Origin of the sequence: Mycobacterium sp. NPDC050551 (assembly GCF_040674075.1) — a bacterium.
Taxonomy (GTDB): domain Bacteria; phylum Actinomycetota; class Actinomycetes; order Mycobacteriales; family Mycobacteriaceae; genus Mycobacterium.
In genome coordinates this window covers 942,003-960,694 of sequence record NZ_JBFARC010000001.1, presented here as the reverse complement: position 1 = coordinate 960,694, position 18,692 = coordinate 942,003, and the positions used below count along the sequence as shown (strand labels likewise).

General features: G+C 68.6%; 22 protein-coding genes. 15 read left to right on the top strand and 7 right to left on the bottom strand.

The features are described 5' to 3' along the window. Window positions 1-53 precede the first annotated feature (53 nt). The 13 genes from AB0K11_RS04595 to AB0K11_RS04535 all read left to right on the top strand — a co-directional run bounded on the left by AB0K11_RS04595 (window position 54) and on the right by AB0K11_RS04535 (window position 8,041). Window positions 54-2,405, top strand: coding sequence for an arylsulfatase (locus tag AB0K11_RS04595; protein ID WP_364972709.1), 2,352 nt, complete (start codon window positions 54-56; stop codon window positions 2,403-2,405). A gap of 2 nt (window positions 2,406-2,407) precedes the next feature. Then, the gene (locus tag AB0K11_RS04590; protein WP_364972707.1) at window positions 2,408-3,103 is read left to right on the top strand and encodes a hypothetical protein; all 696 of its coding nucleotides are present in this window, start codon (window positions 2,408-2,410) and stop codon (window positions 3,101-3,103) included. Between the two features lie 236 nt (window positions 3,104-3,339). After that, window positions 3,340-3,708, top strand: a complete 369-nt coding sequence (rplN, locus tag AB0K11_RS04585; protein ID WP_137148880.1) for a 50S ribosomal protein L14 — start codon at window positions 3,340-3,342, stop codon at window positions 3,706-3,708. Continuing rightward, window positions 3,709-4,026 (top strand): 50S ribosomal protein L24, encoded by a 318-nt coding sequence (gene rplX / locus AB0K11_RS04580; protein WP_269893730.1) that lies wholly within the window; start codon window positions 3,709-3,711, stop codon window positions 4,024-4,026. Between the two features lie 3 nt (window positions 4,027-4,029). Further along, complete coding sequence (gene rplE / locus AB0K11_RS04575) at window positions 4,030-4,602, top strand: 50S ribosomal protein L5 (RefSeq protein WP_364972703.1); 573 nt, start codon at window positions 4,030-4,032, stop codon at window positions 4,600-4,602. 4 nt (window positions 4,603-4,606) lie between these two features. After that, window positions 4,607-4,792 (top strand): type Z 30S ribosomal protein S14, encoded by a 186-nt coding sequence (locus AB0K11_RS04570; RefSeq protein WP_011558444.1) that lies wholly within the window; start codon window positions 4,607-4,609, stop codon window positions 4,790-4,792. A gap of 98 nt (window positions 4,793-4,890) precedes the next feature. Beyond that, on the top strand, window positions 4,891-5,289 hold the full coding sequence (rpsH, locus tag AB0K11_RS04565) for a 30S ribosomal protein S8 (protein WP_264011091.1): 399 nt from the start codon (window positions 4,891-4,893) through the stop codon (window positions 5,287-5,289). Window positions 5,290-5,303: 14 nt separating this feature from the next. Beyond that, window positions 5,304-5,840, top strand: a complete 537-nt coding sequence (rplF, locus tag AB0K11_RS04560) for a 50S ribosomal protein L6 (RefSeq protein WP_364972699.1) — start codon at window positions 5,304-5,306, stop codon at window positions 5,838-5,840. Between the two features lie 41 nt (window positions 5,841-5,881). After that, on the top strand, window positions 5,882-6,250 hold the full coding sequence (rplR, locus tag AB0K11_RS04555; protein ID WP_264011206.1) for a 50S ribosomal protein L18: 369 nt from the start codon (window positions 5,882-5,884) through the stop codon (window positions 6,248-6,250). A gap of 28 nt (window positions 6,251-6,278) precedes the next feature. Next, window positions 6,279-6,956 carry a 30S ribosomal protein S5 gene (gene rpsE, locus AB0K11_RS04550; protein WP_364972696.1) on the top strand — a complete coding sequence of 226 codons (678 nt, stop codon included), beginning with the start codon at window positions 6,279-6,281 and terminating at the stop codon, window positions 6,954-6,956. 1 nt (window position 6,957) lies between these two features. Continuing rightward, complete coding sequence (gene rpmD, locus AB0K11_RS04545) at window positions 6,958-7,137, top strand: 50S ribosomal protein L30 (protein ID WP_364972694.1); 180 nt, start codon at window positions 6,958-6,960, stop codon at window positions 7,135-7,137. A 2-nt stretch (window positions 7,138-7,139) separates the two neighbouring features. Further along, window positions 7,140-7,583, top strand: coding sequence for a 50S ribosomal protein L15 (gene rplO, locus AB0K11_RS04540; RefSeq protein ID WP_269893735.1), 444 nt, complete (start codon window positions 7,140-7,142; stop codon window positions 7,581-7,583). Between the two features lie 110 nt (window positions 7,584-7,693). After that, window positions 7,694-8,041 carry a DUF732 domain-containing protein gene (locus tag AB0K11_RS04535; protein WP_364972691.1) on the top strand — a complete coding sequence of 116 codons (348 nt, stop codon included), beginning with the start codon at window positions 7,694-7,696 and terminating at the stop codon, window positions 8,039-8,041. On the opposite strand, the gene AB0K11_RS04530 is transcribed toward AB0K11_RS04535, so the two are convergent. The 3 genes from AB0K11_RS04530 to AB0K11_RS04520 all read right to left on the bottom strand — a co-directional run bounded on the left by AB0K11_RS04530 (window position 8,042) and on the right by AB0K11_RS04520 (window position 11,986). Next, on the bottom strand, window positions 8,042-9,277 hold the full coding sequence (locus AB0K11_RS04530; protein WP_364972688.1) for a serine hydrolase domain-containing protein: 1,236 nt from the start codon (window positions 9,275-9,277) through the stop codon (window positions 8,042-8,044). A 124-nt stretch (window positions 9,278-9,401) separates the two neighbouring features. Next, a complete protein-coding gene (locus AB0K11_RS04525) occupies window positions 9,402-10,988 on the bottom strand; it encodes a DUF222 domain-containing protein (protein WP_364972685.1) in 1,587 nt (528 codons plus the stop codon). Window positions 10,989-11,059: 71 nt separating this feature from the next. Continuing rightward, window positions 11,060-11,986 (bottom strand): LLM class flavin-dependent oxidoreductase, encoded by a 927-nt coding sequence (locus AB0K11_RS04520; protein ID WP_364972683.1) that lies wholly within the window; start codon window positions 11,984-11,986, stop codon window positions 11,060-11,062. Between the two features lie 56 nt (window positions 11,987-12,042). On the opposite strand from AB0K11_RS04520, the gene sppA reads away from it, so the two are divergent. Beyond that, entirely contained in the window at window positions 12,043-13,830 is a 1,788-nt protein-coding gene (sppA, locus tag AB0K11_RS04515; protein ID WP_364972681.1) for a signal peptide peptidase SppA, read from the top strand. On the opposite strand, the gene AB0K11_RS04510 is transcribed toward sppA, so the two are convergent. Genes AB0K11_RS04510 through AB0K11_RS04495 form a run of 4 tightly spaced genes read right to left on the bottom strand, consistent with a single transcriptional unit; the run spans window position 13,827 to window position 17,505 of the window. Continuing rightward, window positions 13,827-14,735 (bottom strand): class I SAM-dependent methyltransferase, encoded by a 909-nt coding sequence (locus AB0K11_RS04510; RefSeq protein ID WP_364972679.1) that lies wholly within the window; start codon window positions 14,733-14,735, stop codon window positions 13,827-13,829. The two genes, sppA and AB0K11_RS04510, sit on opposite strands and share 4 nt — an antisense overlap. 10 nt (window positions 14,736-14,745) lie before the next feature. Continuing rightward, window positions 14,746-15,648: a class I SAM-dependent methyltransferase gene (locus tag AB0K11_RS04505; RefSeq protein WP_364972677.1), complete on the bottom strand. Its 903-nt coding sequence runs from the start codon at window positions 15,646-15,648 to the stop codon at window positions 14,746-14,748. 9 nt (window positions 15,649-15,657) lie between these two features. Next, window positions 15,658-16,569: a class I SAM-dependent methyltransferase gene (locus AB0K11_RS04500; RefSeq protein WP_364972675.1), complete on the bottom strand. Its 912-nt coding sequence runs from the start codon at window positions 16,567-16,569 to the stop codon at window positions 15,658-15,660. A 9-nt stretch (window positions 16,570-16,578) separates the two neighbouring features. Continuing rightward, a complete protein-coding gene (locus AB0K11_RS04495) occupies window positions 16,579-17,505 on the bottom strand; it encodes a class I SAM-dependent methyltransferase (protein WP_364972673.1) in 927 nt (308 codons plus the stop codon). 149 nt (window positions 17,506-17,654) lie between these two features. Here AB0K11_RS04495 and AB0K11_RS04490 point away from each other — a divergent pair, with 149 nt between their 5' ends. Next, window positions 17,655-18,692, top strand: coding sequence for an alpha/beta hydrolase (locus AB0K11_RS04490; protein WP_364972671.1), 1,038 nt, complete (start codon window positions 17,655-17,657; stop codon window positions 18,690-18,692).

The following is an 18,692-nucleotide window of genomic DNA, read 5'->3' as shown; positions in this document are numbered from 1 at the left end:
GCCGTCGTCAATTCCGCCGTCCCCGGCCGTACCGCCGGTGTAGCGTCCCGGCCATGGCGCCGGAATTCGCGGGCAGGATCAACCTCGACATCCGGGATTCGGAGCCGGACTGGGGGCCCTACGCGGCTCCGACCGCGCCCGCCGGTGCGCCCAACGTGCTGTACCTGGTGTGGGACGACACCGGCATCGCGACGTGGGACTGCTTCGGCGGCCTGGTCGACATGCCCGCCATGAGCCGGATCGCCGAACGCGGCGTGCGGATGAGCCAATTCCACACCACCGCACTGTGTTCGCCCACCCGGGCATCGATGCTCACGGGTCGCAACGCCACCACGGTCGGCATGGCCACCATCGAAGAGTTCACCGACGGATTCCCGAACTGCAACGGCCGCATCCCCTTCGACACCGCGCTGCTGTCCGAGGTGCTCGCCGAGCGGGGTTACAACACCTACTGCGTGGGCAAGTGGCACCTCACGCCGCTCGAGGAATCCAATCTGGCGGCCACCCGCAGGCACTGGCCGCTGTCACGCGGGTTCGAGCGCTTCTACGGCTTCATGGGCGGCGAGACCGACCAGTGGTATCCCGAACTCGTCTACGACAACCACCCCGTCGCGCCGCCCGCCACCCCCGAGGACGGCTACCACCTGTCGAAAGATTTGGCGGACAAGACGATCGAGTTCATCCGCGACGCCAAGGTGATCGCCCCGGACAAGCCGTGGTTCACCTACCTGTGCCCCGGCGCCGGCCACGCGCCACACCACGTCGCCCCGGAGTGGGCGGACCGCTACGCCGGACGCTTCGACATGGGTTATGAGCGCTATCGCGAGATCGTGCTGGAGAACCAGAAGAAGCTGGGCATCGTCCCGCCCGACACCGAGCTGTCGCCGATGAACCCGTACCGCGGCGTCACCGGTCCGGACGGGCAGCCATGGCCCGAGCAGGACACCGTGCGGCCCTGGGATTCGTTGAGCGGGGACGAGCAGCGACTGTTCAGCCGGATGGCCGAGGTGTTCGCCGGGTTCCTCAGCTACACCGACGCTCAGATCGGCCGGGTGCTGGACTATCTCGAGGAGTCCGGCCAGCTCGACAACACGATCGTCGTCGTCATTTCCGACAACGGGGCCAGCGGTGAAGGCGGACCGAACGGTTCGGTCAACGAGGTCAAGTTCTTCAACGGCTACATCGACACCGCTGAGGAGGGCATGCGGTTCCTCGACCGGCTGGGCGGCCCGCAGACCTACAACCATTATCCGATCGGCTGGGCGATGGCGTTCAACACGCCCTACAAGCTGTTCAAGCGCTATGCCTCACATGAGGGCGGCATCGCCGACACCGCCATCGTCTCGTGGCCCGCGGGCATCGCCGCGCACGGCGAGGTGCGGGACCATTACGCCAACGTCTGCGACGTCACCCCGACGGTGTACGACCTGCTCGGCATCACGCCACCGGACACGGTGAAGGGCGTGGCGCAGAAACCGTTGGACGGCACCAGTTTCCGCGCGGCGCTGGACGACCCGGCCGCCGACACCGGCAAGGACACCCAGTTCTACGCGATGCTCGGCACCCGCGGCATCTGGCACCGGGGCTGGTTCGCCAACACCGTGCACGCCGCGTCGCCTGCCGGCTGGTCACACTTCGACCGCGACCGCTGGGAGCTGTTCCACATCGCCGAAGACCGCAGCCAGTGCCGGGATCTCGCCGCCGAACACCCCGACAGGCTCGCGGAACTGCAGGCGCTGTGGTTCAGCGAGGCCGACAAGTACAACGGCCTTCCGCTGGCGGACCTCAACATCCTCGAGACGTTGTCGCGGCACCGGCCGTACCTGGCCGGGGCACGCGACTCCTACTCCTACTACCCGGGCACCGCCGACGTCGGCGTCGGCGCGGCCGTCGAGATCCAGGGCCGGTCGTTCGCGGTGCGGGCCGACGTGCTGCTCGACGACGCGGACGCCGGGGGTGTGGTGTTCAAACACGGTGGCGCACACGGCGGCCACGTGCTGTTCTTCGCCGACGGCCGACTGCACTACGTGCACAACTTCCTCGGCGAGAAGGAGCAGACGATGTCCTCGCCTGCGGCCGTCGCGCCCGGGCGGCACACGCTGGGCGTCGGTTTCGTCCGCACCGGCACGGTCGAGGGCAGCCACACCCCACTCGGCGAGGCGACGCTCTACCTGGACGACGAACCCGTCGCCACCCTGGCCGGCATGGAGGTGCACCCCGGCACGTTCGGCCTTGCGGGCGCGAGCCTGTCGGTCGGACGCAACACCGGCTCACCGGTGTCGCGCAGCTACACCGCGCCGTTCCCGTTCACCGGTGGCACCATCACGCTGGTGAACGTCGACGTCTCGGGCACACCGTATGCCGACCTGGACCGCGACTTCGCGCGGGCGTACGCGAGGGACTGATGATGAAGAGAACTCTCGTGCCGGCGCTGGCCCTGGTGTGTCTGGCGACGGCATGCTCGCGAACCGACGAGGGCACGGCTGTGGCGGATTCGCAGCAGCCGGACTCCTCGGAGTCGTCGCAGCCGTCGTCGTCGAGCAGTCCGACGTTCACGCCTCCGTCCGGTCCGATCGACTTCGGCGTCGTCCCGACCAATCGGGTGCCGGTGCCGCCGGGAACGGTGACCTGCTCGCCGGAGGCGCGGCCTGCCGCCGAGGCGAGGGTGCCCGGACCGGGCCCCGCCGCGCCGATCATCACCGTGGCGGTCCCGGACGGCTTCGGGCCGCCGCAGCCCAGCGCGGACGGGGTCCTGATCGCGGGTCCCGAGGACATCAAGGCCCTGGTGACCGTGACGGCGACCGACGAGCAGCCGGCCTACGCCTTCGAGACCTACTCGGACCGGCTGGTGGCCGACTCGTCGATCAGCGCGGTCAGCGTGCTGCCCGGTGAGCTCTGCGACTACAGCGGCCAGGAACTGATGGGCACGCTGTCCGACACCGACCAGGACGCCATCGAATACCGGGACCGCATCGTGCACATCTGGACCCCCGACGGCGGCATGTACCTGGCTGCCGTGCACGTCACGGCGCCGATGGGGGCCGCCGGCTTCGAGGCCGCGGCCGAGGTGTTCACCGGGGACTTCGGCGTCGCACTACCCTGAACCACGACTCTGCGGGCGCTGCGCCACCGCCCACGATGGGCTCCGCAGCCGCGGCCGTAATAGCTGACCAGCGACGATTTGGTTCTCCGCAGGTCCTCACCTAGAATCAACGGGTTGCCTTGGGCAGACCTCGGCCGATCCATCCGGATGGGCCCTGCGTGCTCTTCGGTGACGCAAGACCGCGTACGACCAGGTCGGTATCTGGCGTGCAGACATAACCCAGGTCAGGAGATCGAGTGATTCAGCAGGAATCGCGGCTGAAGGTCGCCGACAACACGGGTGCCAAGGAGATCTTGTGCATCCGTGTGCTCGGTGGCTCGGGTCGGCGATACGCCGGCATCGGCGATGTGATCGTGGCGACCGTCAAGGACGCCATCCCCGGCGGCAACGTCAAGCGTGGCGACGTCGTCAAGGCCGTCATCGTCCGCACCGTCAAGGAGCGCAGGCGCGCCGACGGCAGCTACATCAAATTCGACGAGAACGCCGCCGTCATCATCAAGCCCGACAACGACCCGCGCGGCACCCGCATCTTCGGCCCGGTCGGCCGCGAGCTGCGTGAGAAGCGCTTCATGAAGATCGTCTCGCTTGCCCCGGAGGTGTTGTAGATGAAGGTCCACAAGGGCGACACGGTGCTGGTCATCTCCGGCAAGGACAAGGGCGCCAAGGGCAAGGTCATCGAGGCCTACCCGACCCGCGAGAAGGTCCTCGTCGAGGGCGTCAACCGGATCAAGAAGCACACCGCGCAGTCGGCGAACGAGCGGGGCGCGTCCTCGGGCGGCATCGTCACGCAGGAGGCGGCGATCCACGTGAGCAACGTGATGGTGATCGACTCCGACGGCAACCCGACCCGCATCGGCTACCGCTTCGACGACGAGACCGGCAAGAAGGTCCGCGTCTCGAAGCGCAACGGCAAGGACATCTAGTAAATGACCACTGTTGAGAACTCTGAGAAGACCATCCCCCGCCTGAAGCAGCGCTACCGCGAAGAGATCAAGGACGCGCTGAACAAAGAGTTCGGCTACGCCAACGTCATGCAGATCCCCGGCGTGGTCAAGGTCGTCGTCAACATGGGTGTCGGCGACGCCGCCCGCGACGCCAAGCTGATCAACGGCGCGGTCAACGACCTGGCGCTGATCACCGGCCAGAAGCCGGAGATCCGCCGGGCCCGTAAGTCCATCGCGCAGTTCAAGCTCCGCGAGGGCATGCCGATCGGTGCGCGCGTGACGCTGCGCGGCGACCGGATGTGGGAGTTCCTCGACCGGCTGACCTCGATCGCGCTGCCGCGTATCCGCGACTTCCGCGGCCTGAGCCCCAAGCAGTTCGACGGCACCGGCAACTACACCTTCGGTCTGAACGAGCAGTCGATGTTCCACGAGATCAACATCGACGACATCGACCGTCCCCGCGGCATGGACATCACCGTCGTCACCACGGCGACCACCGACGACGAAGGACGAGCGCTGCTGCGGGCGCTGGGCTTTCCGTTCAAGGAGAACTGAGCAGATGGCAAAGAAGGCGCTGGTCAACAAGGCCAACAAGAAGCCGAAGTTCAAGGTGCGGGGTTACACCCGCTGCCAGCGGTGCGGCCGTCCCCACGCGGTGTTCCGCAAGTTCGGGCTGTGCCGCATCTGCCTGCGCGAAATGGCGCACGCGGGTGAACTGCCCGGTGTGCAGAAGTCCAGCTGGTAAGCCGGCTTTCAAATCAGACCAATCCAAACAGGTTGCGGTAGGCCCCCGATGGAACTGACCACAGTGGGAACCGCCGCGAGGAAGGTGAACCGGCTGTCATGACAATGACGGACCCGATCGCAGACTTCTTGACACGTCTGCGCAACGCCAATTCGGCGTACCACGACGAGGTGACACTGCCCCACTCGAAGATCAAAGCGAACATCGCCGAGATCCTCAAGGAGCAGGGTTACATCTCCGATTTCCGCACCGAGGATGCCCGCGTCGGCAAATCCCTTGTGGTGCAGCTGAAGTACGGCCCCAGCCGCGAGCGAAGCATCGCGGGTCTGCGCCGGGTGTCCAAGCCCGGCCTGCGGGTGTACGCAAAGTCAACCAACCTGCCCCGGGTGCTCGGCGGCCTGGGCGTGGCGATCATCTCCACGTCGTCGGGCCTGCTCACCGACCGCCAGGCAGCGCGAAGCGGCGTGGGCGGCGAAGTCCTCGCCTACGTGTGGTGAGGGGGAACTGAATCATGTCGCGCATTGGTAAGCAGCCGGTCACGATCCCCAGCGGGGTCGACGTGACCATCGACGGTCAGAACGTCTCGGTGAAGGGCCCCAAGGGCACCTTGGCCGTGGCCCTGGCCGAGCCGATCAAGGTTTCACAGGACGACGGCGCCATCGTGGTGACCCGGCCCAACGACGAGCGGCGCAACCGCTCGCTGCACGGGCTGTCGCGGACGTTGGTGGCCAACCTGGTCACCGGTGTCACCGAGGGATACACCACCAAGATGGAGATCTTCGGCGTCGGCTACCGCGTGGTGCTCAAGGGCAACACGCTGGAGTTCGCGCTGGGATACAGCCACCCCGTCGTCATCAACGCGCCCGAGGGTGTGACCTTCGCGGTGGAGACGCCGACGAAGTTCTCGATCACGGGCATCGACAAGCAGAAGGTCGGCCAGATCGCGGCCAACATCCGCCGCCTGCGGAAGAGCGACCCCTACAAGGGCAAGGGGATCCGCTACGAAGGTGAGCAGATCCGCCGCAAGGTCGGAAAGACAGGTAAGTAGAGATGGCTGCGAAGACAGAAGCCCCCACCACGCGCAAGCCCGTGGGGCAGAACATCTCCCAGACCCGCCGGACGTCGCGACTGCGTCGCCACGCGCGGCTGCGGAAGAAGGTCGCCGGTACCGCCGACGTCCCGCGCCTGGTGGTGCACCGTTCGTCGCGGCACATCCACGTGCAGCTGGTGGACGACCTCACCGGCACCACCCTGGCCGCGGCCTCGTCGATCGAGGCTGACGTGCGGGCGGTGGACGGCGACAAGAAGGCCCACAGCGTTCGCGTCGGTCAGCTGATCGCGGAGCGCGCCAAGGCCGCGGGTATCGACAAGGTCGTGTTCGACCGCGGCGGATACACCTACGGCGGACGGATCGCATCGCTCGCCGATGCGGCTCGCGAAGGCGGGCTCACGTTCTGATGATTGACAGCAACGGAAGGACTGCATGATGGCCGAGCAGGCAGCAGGAGCGGCCGGGCCGGCGACGTCCGACCAGCGAGGCTCCCGCGACAATCGCGGCGACAACCGGGGTCGTCGTGACGACCGCGGTGGACGCGGCGGCCGCGACGGCGGCGACAAGAGCAACTACCTGGAGCGCGTCGTCGCGATCAACCGGGTTTCCAAGGTGGTCAAGGGTGGTCGGCGATTCAGCTTCACCGCCCTGGTCATCGTCGGTGACGGCAAGGGCATGGTCGGCGTCGGTTACGGCAAGGCCAAAGAGGTTCCCGCCGCGATCGCCAAGGGTGTCGAGGAGGCTCGCAAGGGCTTCTTCCGTGTCCCGCTGATCGGTGGCACCGTCACGCATCCGGTGCAGGGTGAGGCGGCCGCAGGCGTGGTGATGCTGCGTCCGGCCAGCCCCGGTACCGGTGTGATCGCCGGTGGTGCGTGCCGTGCGGTGCTGGAATGCGCCGGCGTGCACGACATCCTGGCGAAGTCGCTGGGCAGCGACAACGCGATCAACGTGGTGCACGCCACCGTGGCCGCGCTGAAGATGCTCCAGCGTCCGGAAGAGGTGGCCGCCCGGCGTGGGCTGTCCATCGAGGATGTCGCCCCGGCCAGCATGTTGCGGCACCGTCGTGAGGCTGACGCGCTGGCCGCGTCGGCTGCACGTGAAGGGTCGTCATGACATGGCTGAACTGAAGATCACCCAGGTGCGCGGCACCATCGGTGCGCGCTGGAACCAGCGGGAGAGTCTGCGCACGCTCGGCTTGCGGAAGATCCGCCAGACGGTGGTCCGTGAGGACAACGAGCAGACCCGCGGACTCATCAAGACCGTGCACCACCTCGTTGACGTAGAGGAGGTCTGAGAATGACACCGATCAAGCTCCATGACCTGAGGCCCGCGCCCGGCGAGAAGAAGGCCAAGCAGCGCGTCGGTCGCGGTGAGGGCTCCAAGGGCAAGACCGCAGGCCGTGGCACCAAGGGCACCAAGGCCCGCAAGAACGTCCCGGCGACGTTCGAGGGCGGCCAGATGCCGATCCACATGCGGCTGCCGAAGCTCAAGGGCTTCAAGAACCGCTTCCGCACCTCGTATGAGGTGGTGAACGTCGGCGATCTCGACCGCCTGTTCCCCAAGGGCGGCGACATCGGCCTCGACGAACTCGTGGCGGCCGGTGCGGTGCGCAAGAACACGCTGGTGAAGGTGCTGGGCGACGGCAAGGTGTCGGTCAGCGTCAATATCAGCGCTCACAAGTTCAGCGGCAGTGCTCGCGAGAAGATCACCGCCGCAGGCGGATCGGCCACCGAGCTCTGACACTCGATCACAGGCCCCGCACGCTTCCCGCGTGCGGGGCCTTTGTCGTTGACGTAACGTTGCACGACGCGGGCGCGATCACACAGCGACTGCGAACCGAGGAGCAGACCATGAACCGGCACTTCCGTTCGGCCGCCGCCGCGCTTGCCGTCGCCGGCTTCGCCGTCTGCGGTGGCACAGCGACGGTCCACGCTCAGACCAACGACGAGCGGTTCACCGAAGCCGTCACCGCGCTGGGCATCAAGGCAGCTCCCGGGACGGACATCCCCGGCATCGGGCGCTCGGTCTGTGACTCGTTGACCCAGCAGATGGCCGCCAATCCGAACCCGGCTCCGGTGGTGCGCGGCGTGGTCGCCACTCTGACGAACAGCAACATGACCAAGGAGCAGGCGGTCGGCTTCCTGCGGGCGTCGGTCGCGGTCTACTGCCCGCAGTTCAGCCGGATGACGGGTCGCTAGTCAGTTCTGCGGACGCGTCTGCAGCACGTCGCGGAACAGCGCCTGACGGATCGCGAGTTCCCGTGGGTCGCTGTACAGATGGAACCCCTGCCGGTTCATCACGTACGCGAAACCGGTGGCGGTGTCGGGATCGGCGCAGCCGAAGGATCCGCCGAATCCCGGTGTGCCGAAGGCCTTCTCCGATGAGCCGAACGAGAAGTGCGGCGAGATCGGCTTGCAGAACCCGAGTGAGTACGCCACGCCGATGTGCATGACCCTGTCGCTCGAGCCCTTGCTTGGTGGTACGGGGTCCGCCGTGAGTGCCTCGAACGTGGCGGTGTCGAAGCCGATCTCGGCGCCGCCGGTGGCGGCGGCACCGTAGAGCCGGGCGACGGAATCGGCGGTGCCGTGACCGTTGACGGACGGGATCTCGACGGCCCGAACGTCCGGGCGGTTGTAGGCGCCGTCGAAAGCGTTGATGTCTTTGGGCACACCGACCGTTCGCGCCGTGAGGCCGACGGGGTTGAGAGATGTCGCGAGGAAGCCCGGCGGCATGACGTTCGTGTGTAGCAGCGTCTCCCAGCGTTTCCAGTAGTGGACGAGGGCGATGCGGTCGGTGCTGACGGTGTCGGGCAGTCCGATGTGCAGGTCGAGGCCCAGCGGTGTGACGATCTCGTCGGCGAGGAACCGGCCGAGCGTCCGGCCCGCGGGGTCGGTGCGGCGAATCAATTCGGACTGGTACCAGCCCAGGGTGATGGCGTGGTAGCCGTGCCGGGTGCCGGGTACCCAGGCGGGTTTCTGGGCGGCGAGCATCGCCGAGAGGCGCTGGGTGTCCGCGACGTCGGCAAGTGTGGGTGCCGGAGTCAGGGCACAGAGACCGGCCTGGTGGGCGAGCAGTTGGCGCACGGTGATGTCGGCCTTGCCGGCCTGAGCGAACTCGGGCCAGAGGTCGGCGACCCGGTCGTCGTAGGAGTAGAGGCCTTTCGACACCGCGGCTGCAGTCGTCAGCGCCGCAATGCCTTTGGTGGTCGAGAACATGTTGACGATGGTGTCGCGCTGCCACGGCTGCTTCGTGAAGCCGTTGCGGTAGCCGCCCCACATGTCGACCACCTTGACGCCGTCGCGATAGACCGCGACGGCGGCGCCCACCTCCTGCCGCGCGGCGAAGTTGGCGCGGAACGCGTCGGCAACCTTGCCGTAGCCCTCGTCGGCGTCGCCGTGAATGTCGTCCGGTGATACCGCGACCTTGAGCACCATGTTGACCTCCCGCCTTGACGGCAGAGTAGGGCACCGCCTGCTGCGGGGGAGAGGGATTCGAGTGCTCCGCGCAGGCGGATACCGCCGACGTGTGGTGGCGTCGGCGGTGGTGGCCGTGGTGTGGCTAGAAGGGTGGGGGTTCGTCGCCGGGTTGGGGTGGTGGCTGGGGGGCGAAGAGTTTGTCGAGTGCTTGTTGGCGGGCTTGGCGGCGGGCTTCGCGGTGTTCGCGGTTGGCTTGGCGTTCGGCGGCGATGCGGGCTGCTTTGTTCTGCGCTCGGGTGCGTTGCCGTGTGGGCATCATCGCGGTGCGTTCACCGCAATTGTCGTCGGGTCGCGGTGTGATGACCGCGGCCGCGGTCGGGTTGCACAAGAAGGGGAACAGCAGCGCCGCTCCTGGTCGGGTGGTGTAGGTCTGCCCGGCGGGGCTGGTCCAGACGACGGTGCCGTCGCGCAATTGTTGGTCGTGCCAGCCCCAGAACGTTTTGATCAAATGGTGCAGGCGGCACAGGCATTTGAGGTTCGATGCCTGGGTCGGTCCGCCTTGGCTGTAGGGGATGGTGTGGTCGATGTCGGTGTTGAAGGCCGGCACGTCGCAGCCGGGGAATCGGCAGCCCATATCGCGGCACCGCACGAACTCCGCCAGATTCCGCGAAGGGGTGTAGCGGGGCTCGGGTGGGGCGTCGCCGGGGTGAATCAGTGGGCGGGTGGTGGCGTGTTCGGCGAGGCCGGCGAGCTGCTCAGGTGGCAGGAGGCCGTCGTTGTGCACGAGGCTCGCCACCGACTCAGCGACGTCGGTGTCGGTGTCGGTGGTGTCGACCGACGCGTCGGCCGAGGTGTTCGCATCCTCGGCGGCAGCCTCAGTGTCGGCCGCAGCCCCACCGGGGTTGTTGGGTCCGGTGATGGTGTGGATGACGAAGGGGGCGGCGATCGCGTTTCTGTTCGGGCAGTCGGGGTTGCCGCACTGGCAGGGCAGGTGGTCGGCGCCGTTGGAGAGGGCTTCGATGGCGTCGACGCGGCGCTGCTTTTTGGTGCGGGGGTCGTCGGGGCAGACGGTGTCGGCGAGCGCGTCGAGGCGGTTGTCGAACACTCGGGCCCCGGTGGTGGGCATGGTGCCGCCGAAACTGCTCATGCCGTCGAGGCCGTCGATGACCCACACCTCACGTTCGTAGGCGGCTTTCTGTCGGCGCCGCACCGCATCCCGATCGTGGGTGGCAATCACACGGTCGACGTACCCGCAGAGCTGGCCGTAGCTCAGCCTCATCAACCGGGCCGCCGCACCGGCCAGGGTGGCATCGACGTGGGTCAGCACCGCGGGGTCGGTGATCAGGGTGGTGCGGTGCAGCAGGGTGTCGACGATGTCGAGGGTCAGTGCACCGGCGCGGAACATCGCCGCGACCAACGGTAGGCGTTCACGCAGTCCGCGGGCGAGGCTGACCTGGTCCTTGGCCCGCTCGTAGGCGATGTTCAGTGCGGCGCCGATCTCGACGGCCACCGCCGATTCGGTGTCCACGGCCCACTGGTCGCTGAGCTCATCGCGCTCGGCGAACCGCACCGCATACAACTCACCGATCGCGGTCAACCGCGCCGCGGCCTGCTGGTTCTCCCGACGCGCCGCCGCCACCACGGCGCAGAGCAGTTCGCGTGCCTCGACCGACTCCGGACGCGTGACGGCCAGCACCTGGTCGAAGCTTGCCTGCGCCGGATCGAACATACATTCGATTATGGCAGAGGGGTACGACACGCGAAAGCGCGAGACCGAAGCTGTGGACAACCGCGCCTAACTCAGCGCAACTGTGGAAGAACCTCTGCGGCAAGCCGTTCCATCTGCTCACGGTCCTCGGCCACGTCGGCACCCAACGGGTTGAGCAGAACCATCTGCGCTCCCGCGTCTATCACCTCACGCAGCCCGCGTGCCACGTCGTCCGGCGTGCCTGCGACGGGGACGTCCTCGATGCCCGACATGCCGCCGTAGATCCGGCGCAGGCCGGCCTGCACACGCTCCCGTGCCCGATCCGCGTCGTCGTCGACCGCCAGGTACACCCGCTTGCCGATCGTGAACTCTCCGGCGTCCCTGCGTTGTTCGTCGAGTTCGCGGTGCACCACCCGGACCGCATCGGCAAATGCCGCGGTGGTCGACGAACCGGCGCCCAGGAAAGCGTCGCCCATCCGCACCGCGCGGGCGAGGGGCTTCGGGGCGTTGGCGCCGAACCAGATCGGCGGATGCGGGCGCTGCACCGGCTTGGGCTGGATCGGTAGATCGTCGACGTCCCGGAAGCGGCCGTGGAACGTCACCCGCGGCTCGTCGGACCACGCCGCCTTCATCAGCTCGAGGCCCTCGGTGAAGCTGCTGACGAACGTGGCGCGCTCGACGCCGAACGCCTCGAACTTGCGCCGCTTGCCGCCTGCCGCGACACCGAGATCCAGCCGGCCGTGACTGAGCCGGTCGACCGTCGTCACCGCCGCCGCCAACTGCAGCGGATCGTGCAGCGCCGTCAGCATCACCCCGACCCCGAGCCGCAGACGGCTGGTGCAGGCGGCGGCGTACGCGAGCAGCTCGAGCGGCGCCAGCACCGGTGTCGGCCCGATCGCCTGCTCCAGCACCCAGCCGCCCTCGAAACCCAGGTCTTCGGCCCGTGTCAGGAAATCCTTCACCCCGTCCGCATCGAAGCCGTCGGGGTCCAACTGGGGTATCGCGATGGAGAACCGCACCCGACCACCGTACGAGGCCGGACAGGCGGTCCTGCGGCGATCGGTACCCTCGAATCATGGCCGCTTTCCTTCCGGGTATCCCCGGCGCCGACGACCTGCGCGGGCTCGTCCGTCGCGTCGACACCGCACGTCACCACGGTGTTCCCGACGGGTGCATCCTCGAACTCGATCTGCAGTCGGTGCCCAAGGAGAGCAACGGATTCGATCCGCTCGCGATGATCTCCAGTGGCGGGCGTCCCCCGGTGCTGCGCCAGGTCGTGGCCGCCATCCACCGCGCGGCCGAGGACGACCGCGTGGCCGGGTTGATCGCGCGGGTGCAGTTCCCGGTCTGGGCCGCCGGCCCGGTGCAGGAGCTGCGCGAGGCTATCTCGGCGTTCAGCGACGTCAAGCCGACACTGGCCTGGGCGGAGGCGTACCCCGCCACGCTGTCGTACTACCTGGCCTCGGCGTTTCGCGAGGTCTGGATGCAGCCGTCGGGCACCGTCGGCCTGGTCGGCTTCGCCACCAACGCGATGTTCCTGCGTGACGCGCTGGACAAAGCCGGCATCGAGGCGCAGTTCATCGCGCTCGGCGAGTACAAGTCGGCGGCCAATGTGTTCACCGAGGATCGCTACACCGACGCCCACCGCGAGGCCGACAGCCGGTTGATCGAGAGCCTCAAGTCGCAGGTGTGGGACGCGATCGCCGAATCGCGCCACATCGACCGTGCGGGCATCGACGGGCTGGCCGACAAGGCGCCACTGCTACGCGACGCCGCGGTCACCGCCGGTTTGGTGGACCGCATCGGCTTCCGTGACGAGGCATATGCCCGGATCGCTGAATTGTCCGGCGCACAGGACATCTCGCCCGAGTCCGGTGACCCCGACGGCCCGGACGCCCCACCGCGGCTGTTCCTGTCCCGCTACGCCCGGGCCACCGTGCCCCGCCCTGCGCCGTCGCTCCCCGGCCGCAAGGGCAAGCCGACCATTGCGGTGGTGACTCTGGACGGCCCGATCGTCAGCGGCCGCGGCGGCCCCGGGCTGCTGCCGCTGGGCAACTCGAGCGCAGGCGGCGACACCATCGCGGCGGCGCTGCGTGAGGCCGCGGCCGACGACTCGGTGTCGGCGATCGTGCTGCGCGTGGACAGCCCCGGCGGGTCGGTGACGGCGTCGGAGACGATCTGGCGTGAGGTGGTCAGGGTGCGCCGCAACGGCACGCCGGTGGTCGCCTCGATGGGCGCGGTGGCCGCGTCCGGCGGCTACTACGTCTCGATGGACGCCGACGCGATCGTCGCCAATCCCGGCACCATCACCGGATCGATCGGCGTCATCACCGGCAAGCTGGTGGCGCGCGAACTCAAGGACCGCCTCGGTGTGGGCTCGGATTCGGTGCGCACCAACGCCAATGCCGACGCCTGGTCACCGAACGCCCCGTTCACCGACGAGCAGCACGCCCAGGTGGTCGCCGAGGCGGACATGTCCTACACCGACTTCGTCGAACGCGTGGCCGCGGGCCGCAAACTGTCGGAGGAGGCGGTCGAGGCGGTGGCGCGGGGCCGGGTGTGGACGGGCGCCGACGCCAAGGAGCACGGCCTGGTCGACGAACTGGGCGGGTTGCGCACCGCGATCAACCGGGCCAAGGTGCTCGCCGGTCTCGACGCGGACGCCGACGTACGTCTCGTCGGATACCCGGGTTCCTCGCTGATGGACATGTTGCGGCCAAGGCAGTCGTCACAGCCGGCCGCGGCGTCGCTGCCCGACGCGCTCGGTGCGCTGGTGAGCCGGTCGGTGGTCGGGATGCTCGGTCAGGCCGAACGGTCGCTGTCCGGGGTGAACGCATTGTGGCTGGGGGACCACCGCTTCTAGCGGTGGCCGCTGACGTAGACGATCTCGCCCAGCGGATTGTCCTCGTCCAGTTCGGGGACCGTAAGGCCATAGCGCGCGAACAACTCTGAGCGCGGCGTGCCGTCCATCCGCCATCCCTTCGCCGTCAGGTACTCCGCCGCGCTCTGCCGTTCGCCGTGGTAGACCAGAGACGGCATGTCGATGTCCAGGCCCTGCCTGCGGAACTCCGCGGTCGCCGCCCGCGCCTTCTCCGGATCGTAATCTCGCATACCCGGGACGAATTCGGTGGCGACGGCACTGCCCGGCACCGACAGCGCGTCGATGTCGTCGAACAACCGGTCCTGCGCCTCGGGCGGCAGATAGATCAGCAGTCCCTCGGCGCACCACGCGGTCGGCGCACCGGCGTCGAATCCCGCGGCCCGCAGCGCGGCCGGCCAGTCCTCGCGCAGATCGATGGGCACCGCGCGGCGTTGAGCGGTCGGCGTCGCGCCGATACCGTCGAGGGTGCGGGTCTTGAACTCGATCACCTCGGGCTGGTCGATCTCGTAGACCACGGTGCCGTCCGGCCATGCCAGCCGGTAGGCCCGCGAGTCCAAGCCGGACGCCAGGATCACCGCCTGGCGGATCCCACCCCTGGTGGCCGCCTCGAAGTAGTCGTCGAAGAACTTCGTGCGCACCGCCATCTCGTCGATGTTGGCCTGCACCCGCGGTGCGGATTCCGGGTCGAGGTCGGACATGTCCAACTCGCCGTCGGCGATCTTGGTGAAGAACTCGATGCCCACCGCGCGCACCAGCGGAGCGGCGAAGGGATCGTTGATCAGCCCGCGCGGGTCGCGGCTGGCGACGGCCCGGCCTGCGGCCACCATCGTCGCCGTAGCGCCCACGCTGGACGCCAGGTCCCAGCTGTCGTCATCTGCACGTGCCACGTGCCTCACGCTACGTCGTGAGGGTGGCCGAGAGGTAGCCCGAGTCGCCGAACACCCGGAGCAGGTCGTCCTCGGGAAAGGCGAAACCGTTGGCGGCGTAGGCCTCTGTGCTCGACACCGTGCTGACCTGCCAACCGTGATCGGCGAGGTACACGCCGGCCGGGGTGCGCTCACCGGTGTAGAACAATGCAGCCAGGTCGATGTCGGAGCCGACGCGCTTCGCGCGCTCGGTGAGCTCCGCGGCCCAGTTCTCGGGCAGTGCGGTGGTGTCCATGTGCTCGGTGGCCAGCCGGCTGCCCGGTGCACTGAGTGCGGTGATGTTGTCGAACAACCGGTCCTGCGCGTCGGGCGGTAGGTACACCAGCAGCCCCTCGGCGATCCATGCCGTCGGCGCCTGCGGGTCGAAACCACTGTTGCGCAACGCCTGTGACCAGTCGTCTCGGAGGTCGACCGCGACGGTGCGGCGGTCGGCGGCCGGTGTGGCACCGGCGTCGGCGAGCACGCGGGTCTTGAACTCGATCACCTGCGGCTGGTCGATCTCGTACACCACGGTGCCCGCCGGCCAGTCCAACCGGTAGGCGCGGGTGTCGAGCCCGGACGCCAGGATGACCGCCTGCCGCACGCCCGCCGCGCACGCGTCGGTGAAGAAGTCGTCGAAGTACCGCGTGCGCACCGCGATCTGCTCGCTCATCCGCCTGCGGTCGAGGATCGGGTCGCCGGCCACGTGCACCTGCCCGTCCGCCACCCGGACGAACGATTCCAGCCCGACGGCCCTGACCAGGACGTCGGCCCACGGGTCGTCGATCAGTGCGTCGGGACCCTTGGAGGCCAGTGCCCGCGACGCGGCCACCGAGGTCGCGGTGGCGCCCACGCTCGATGCCAGGTCCCAGCTGTCGCCGTCGGTCCGGGTCATTGCGGTCTCCTATTCTCGAACAGCGGTGACGGCCAGCGAATCCCGTAGAGACGCCAGCTCGTCGGTGTCGGGGAAGTCCCGGCCGTAGCCGTCGAACACCTCGGGGCGGGAGCGCGACCGCACGGCCCAGCCGCGCTCGCGCAGGTAGTCGACCACCGGTGTGCGTTCGCCGGGATAGAACAGCTGCGAAAGGTTCACGTCGAACCCGTGGTCCTTCCACTGGCGGCCGAGCCGGTCGGCCTTCTCGCCGATCCCCACCCCGGCGTCGGGGTGATCCTCGGTGGCCAGCCGGCTGGCCGGTGCGCTCAGCGCGGTGATGTTGTCGAACAGCCGATCCTGGGCATCGGGCGGCAGATAGCGCAGCAGGCCTTCGGCGCTCCACGCAGTGGGCGCGGTGGCGTCGAATCCCGCGGCGCGCAACGCCTCCGGCCAGTCGTCACGAAGGTCGACGCCGACCGGGCGGTGGGTGGCGGTCGGGTGTGCACCGATCCCCGCCAGGGTCTGCGTCTTGAACTCGATCACCTCGGGCTGGTCGAGCTCGTAGACCAGGGTGCCCGCCGGCCACGGCAGCCGGTAGGCACGCGAATCCAGGCCGGAGGCCAGGATCACCGCCTGCCGGACTCCACCGGTCGCCGCCTCGACGAAGAAGTCGTCGAAGAACCGCGTCCGCACCGCCATGATCTCGGTCATCACCTGCGCTGCGGCGCGGGCCTCTTCGGTGTCGGCGGGCAGCTCGAGCTCACCGTCGACGAGCTTGACGAAGAATTCCACGCCGACCGCGCGCACCAACGGTGCCGCATACGGGTCGTCGATCAGCGCGCCGGGTTCCCGGCTGGCGAGTGCGCGGGCCGCGGCCACCATGGTCGCCGTCGCGCCGACACTGGACGCCAGATCCCAACTGTCGGAGTCGGTTCGTGCCATCGGGTGCCCCTACTTGACGGCGGAGACGTAACGGATGTCGGCGAAGTTGGCGTTGTCACCGTCGGCCTGCGCCAGGCCCACCCGCACGAGCAGATCGCTGGCGGTGATGCTCTCGGCGCTCCAGCCGCTGCCCTCGAGGTAGGCCGCCACCTCGGCGCGTTCGCCGGTGTAGACCAGTTCGGAGAAATCGAGATCGAAGCCGTGCCTGCTCCACTGGTCGGAGACGGCCTTCATCTTGGACCGCAGCTCGTCTTCGTCGATGTCCTCCTGGTGGACGACACCCTCGGCGGCGATCCGGCTGCCCGCCGGGCTCAGCTCGGTGATCTGGTCGAGTAACCGGTCCTGCGCCTCGGGCGGCAGGTAACCGAACAGTCCCTCGGCGATCCACGCCGTCGGTGCGGTGCGGTCGAAACCGGCGGCGGTCAGTGCGCCGACCCAGTCGTCACGCAGGTCCACCGGCACGGTGCGCCGGTCGGCGCTCGGGGTCGCGCCGAGCTCGGCCATCGTGCGGGTCTTGAATGCGACGACCTCCGGCTGGTCGATCTCGAACACCACTGTGCCCGCGGGCCACGGCAGCCGGTAGGCACGCGCGTCGAGACCCGCCGCCAGGATCACCGCCTGCCGGACTCCGGCGCGGGCGGCGTCAAGGAAGAAGTCGTCGAAGAATCGCGTGCGTGCGGCCATCCCGTCGGCGAACCGGTCCATGTTGCCGACGCCGCCGGTCGATTCGGGGTCGAGTTCGGTGGGCCGCAGTTCTCCGCTGGCCAGTTTCGTGAAGAACTCGACGCCGACCGCGCGGACCAAGGGCTCGGCGAACGGATCGTCGATGACCGGATCGTCGGCCCTGGTCGCGACGGCGCGGGCGGCGGCCACCATGGTTGCGGTGGCCCCTACGCTCGAAGCCAGGTCCCAGGTGTCGTTGTCGGTGCGCGCCATGTCTCCCTCTTCTGCACGTCGGACGGTTACTTAGCTGATGTAATCGACAGTACCCGCCGAACCTGAACGACTCCTGAAAGCCCGGGCAACACCGCCAACAGCGAATGTTGTCATTGACCAATGTCACCATTGGGTGTTGACTCAGTCCGATGACAACGACGTCTCCCATCGCGGTGGCAGCCGAATCGCCGGTTCGTCGGCGCGGATCCCGGCGGTCACGTGCGGCGGCCGCGATGAGCGCGGTGACCCTGCGGCAGATCAGCGCGGTGCTGCCGCCCGAGCGGGCATGGGGACTGCACATGTCCCGGTGGATCATCGCCGGGGTGATGGACGCGTTCGGCCCCTCGCTCGCGGGCGCCGTCGTCGAACCGGTCGACACCGTCACCGCCGACGGCAGGCGGGTCCGCGGCGAATGGGTCCGGGCCCGCGGGGTGGCCCGCGGCGACGCGGCGGTCTACTTCCTGCACGGAAGTGGGTACGCGCTGTGCTCGCCGCGCACGCACCGCAGGCTCACCGCGTGGTTGTCGGCACTGACCGGGTTGCCGGTGTTCTGCGACGACTACCGGCTCGCGCCGCGGCACCGGTTCCCCTCTGCGGCCGACGACGTGCGCGCGGGCTGGGACTGGCTGCTCGACGACCAGCGATTCGATCCAGGGCGGCTGGTGGTGGCCGGCGACTCGGCGGGCGGACACCTGGCGGTGGACCTGCTGCTCACCCCAGATGTGGCGCAGCGGCACCCGGCGGCCATGGTGTTGTTCTCCCCGCTGTTCGACCTGACCTTCGGTCTGGCCCGCGAACGGGAGCGGCTGCGCGCCGACCCCGCGATCCGCTCGGCCGACGCGGCCCGCCTCGTCCGGATGTATTGTCCGGAAACCGATCCCACGGATCACCGGCTGGCCCTCGACGTGGCCGCGGGTCCCGTGCTGCCGCGGACGCTGATCCAGGCAGGCGGTGCTGAGATGCTGGCCGCCGACGCCCACCGGCTGGCCGACGAGATCTCGGCCGCGGGCGGTGACTGCGAGTTGCAGGTCTGGCCGGACCAGGTGCACGTCTTCCAGGCCCTGCCGCGGCTGTCGCCGGAGGCGGTGCACGCCATGCGATACGCAGCGGGATTCATCGGTTCGGCGTTGCGCAGCAGGGAGAACGACGCGGACGCGGAAGCGAAGGACACGGAGAAAGTGGGATGA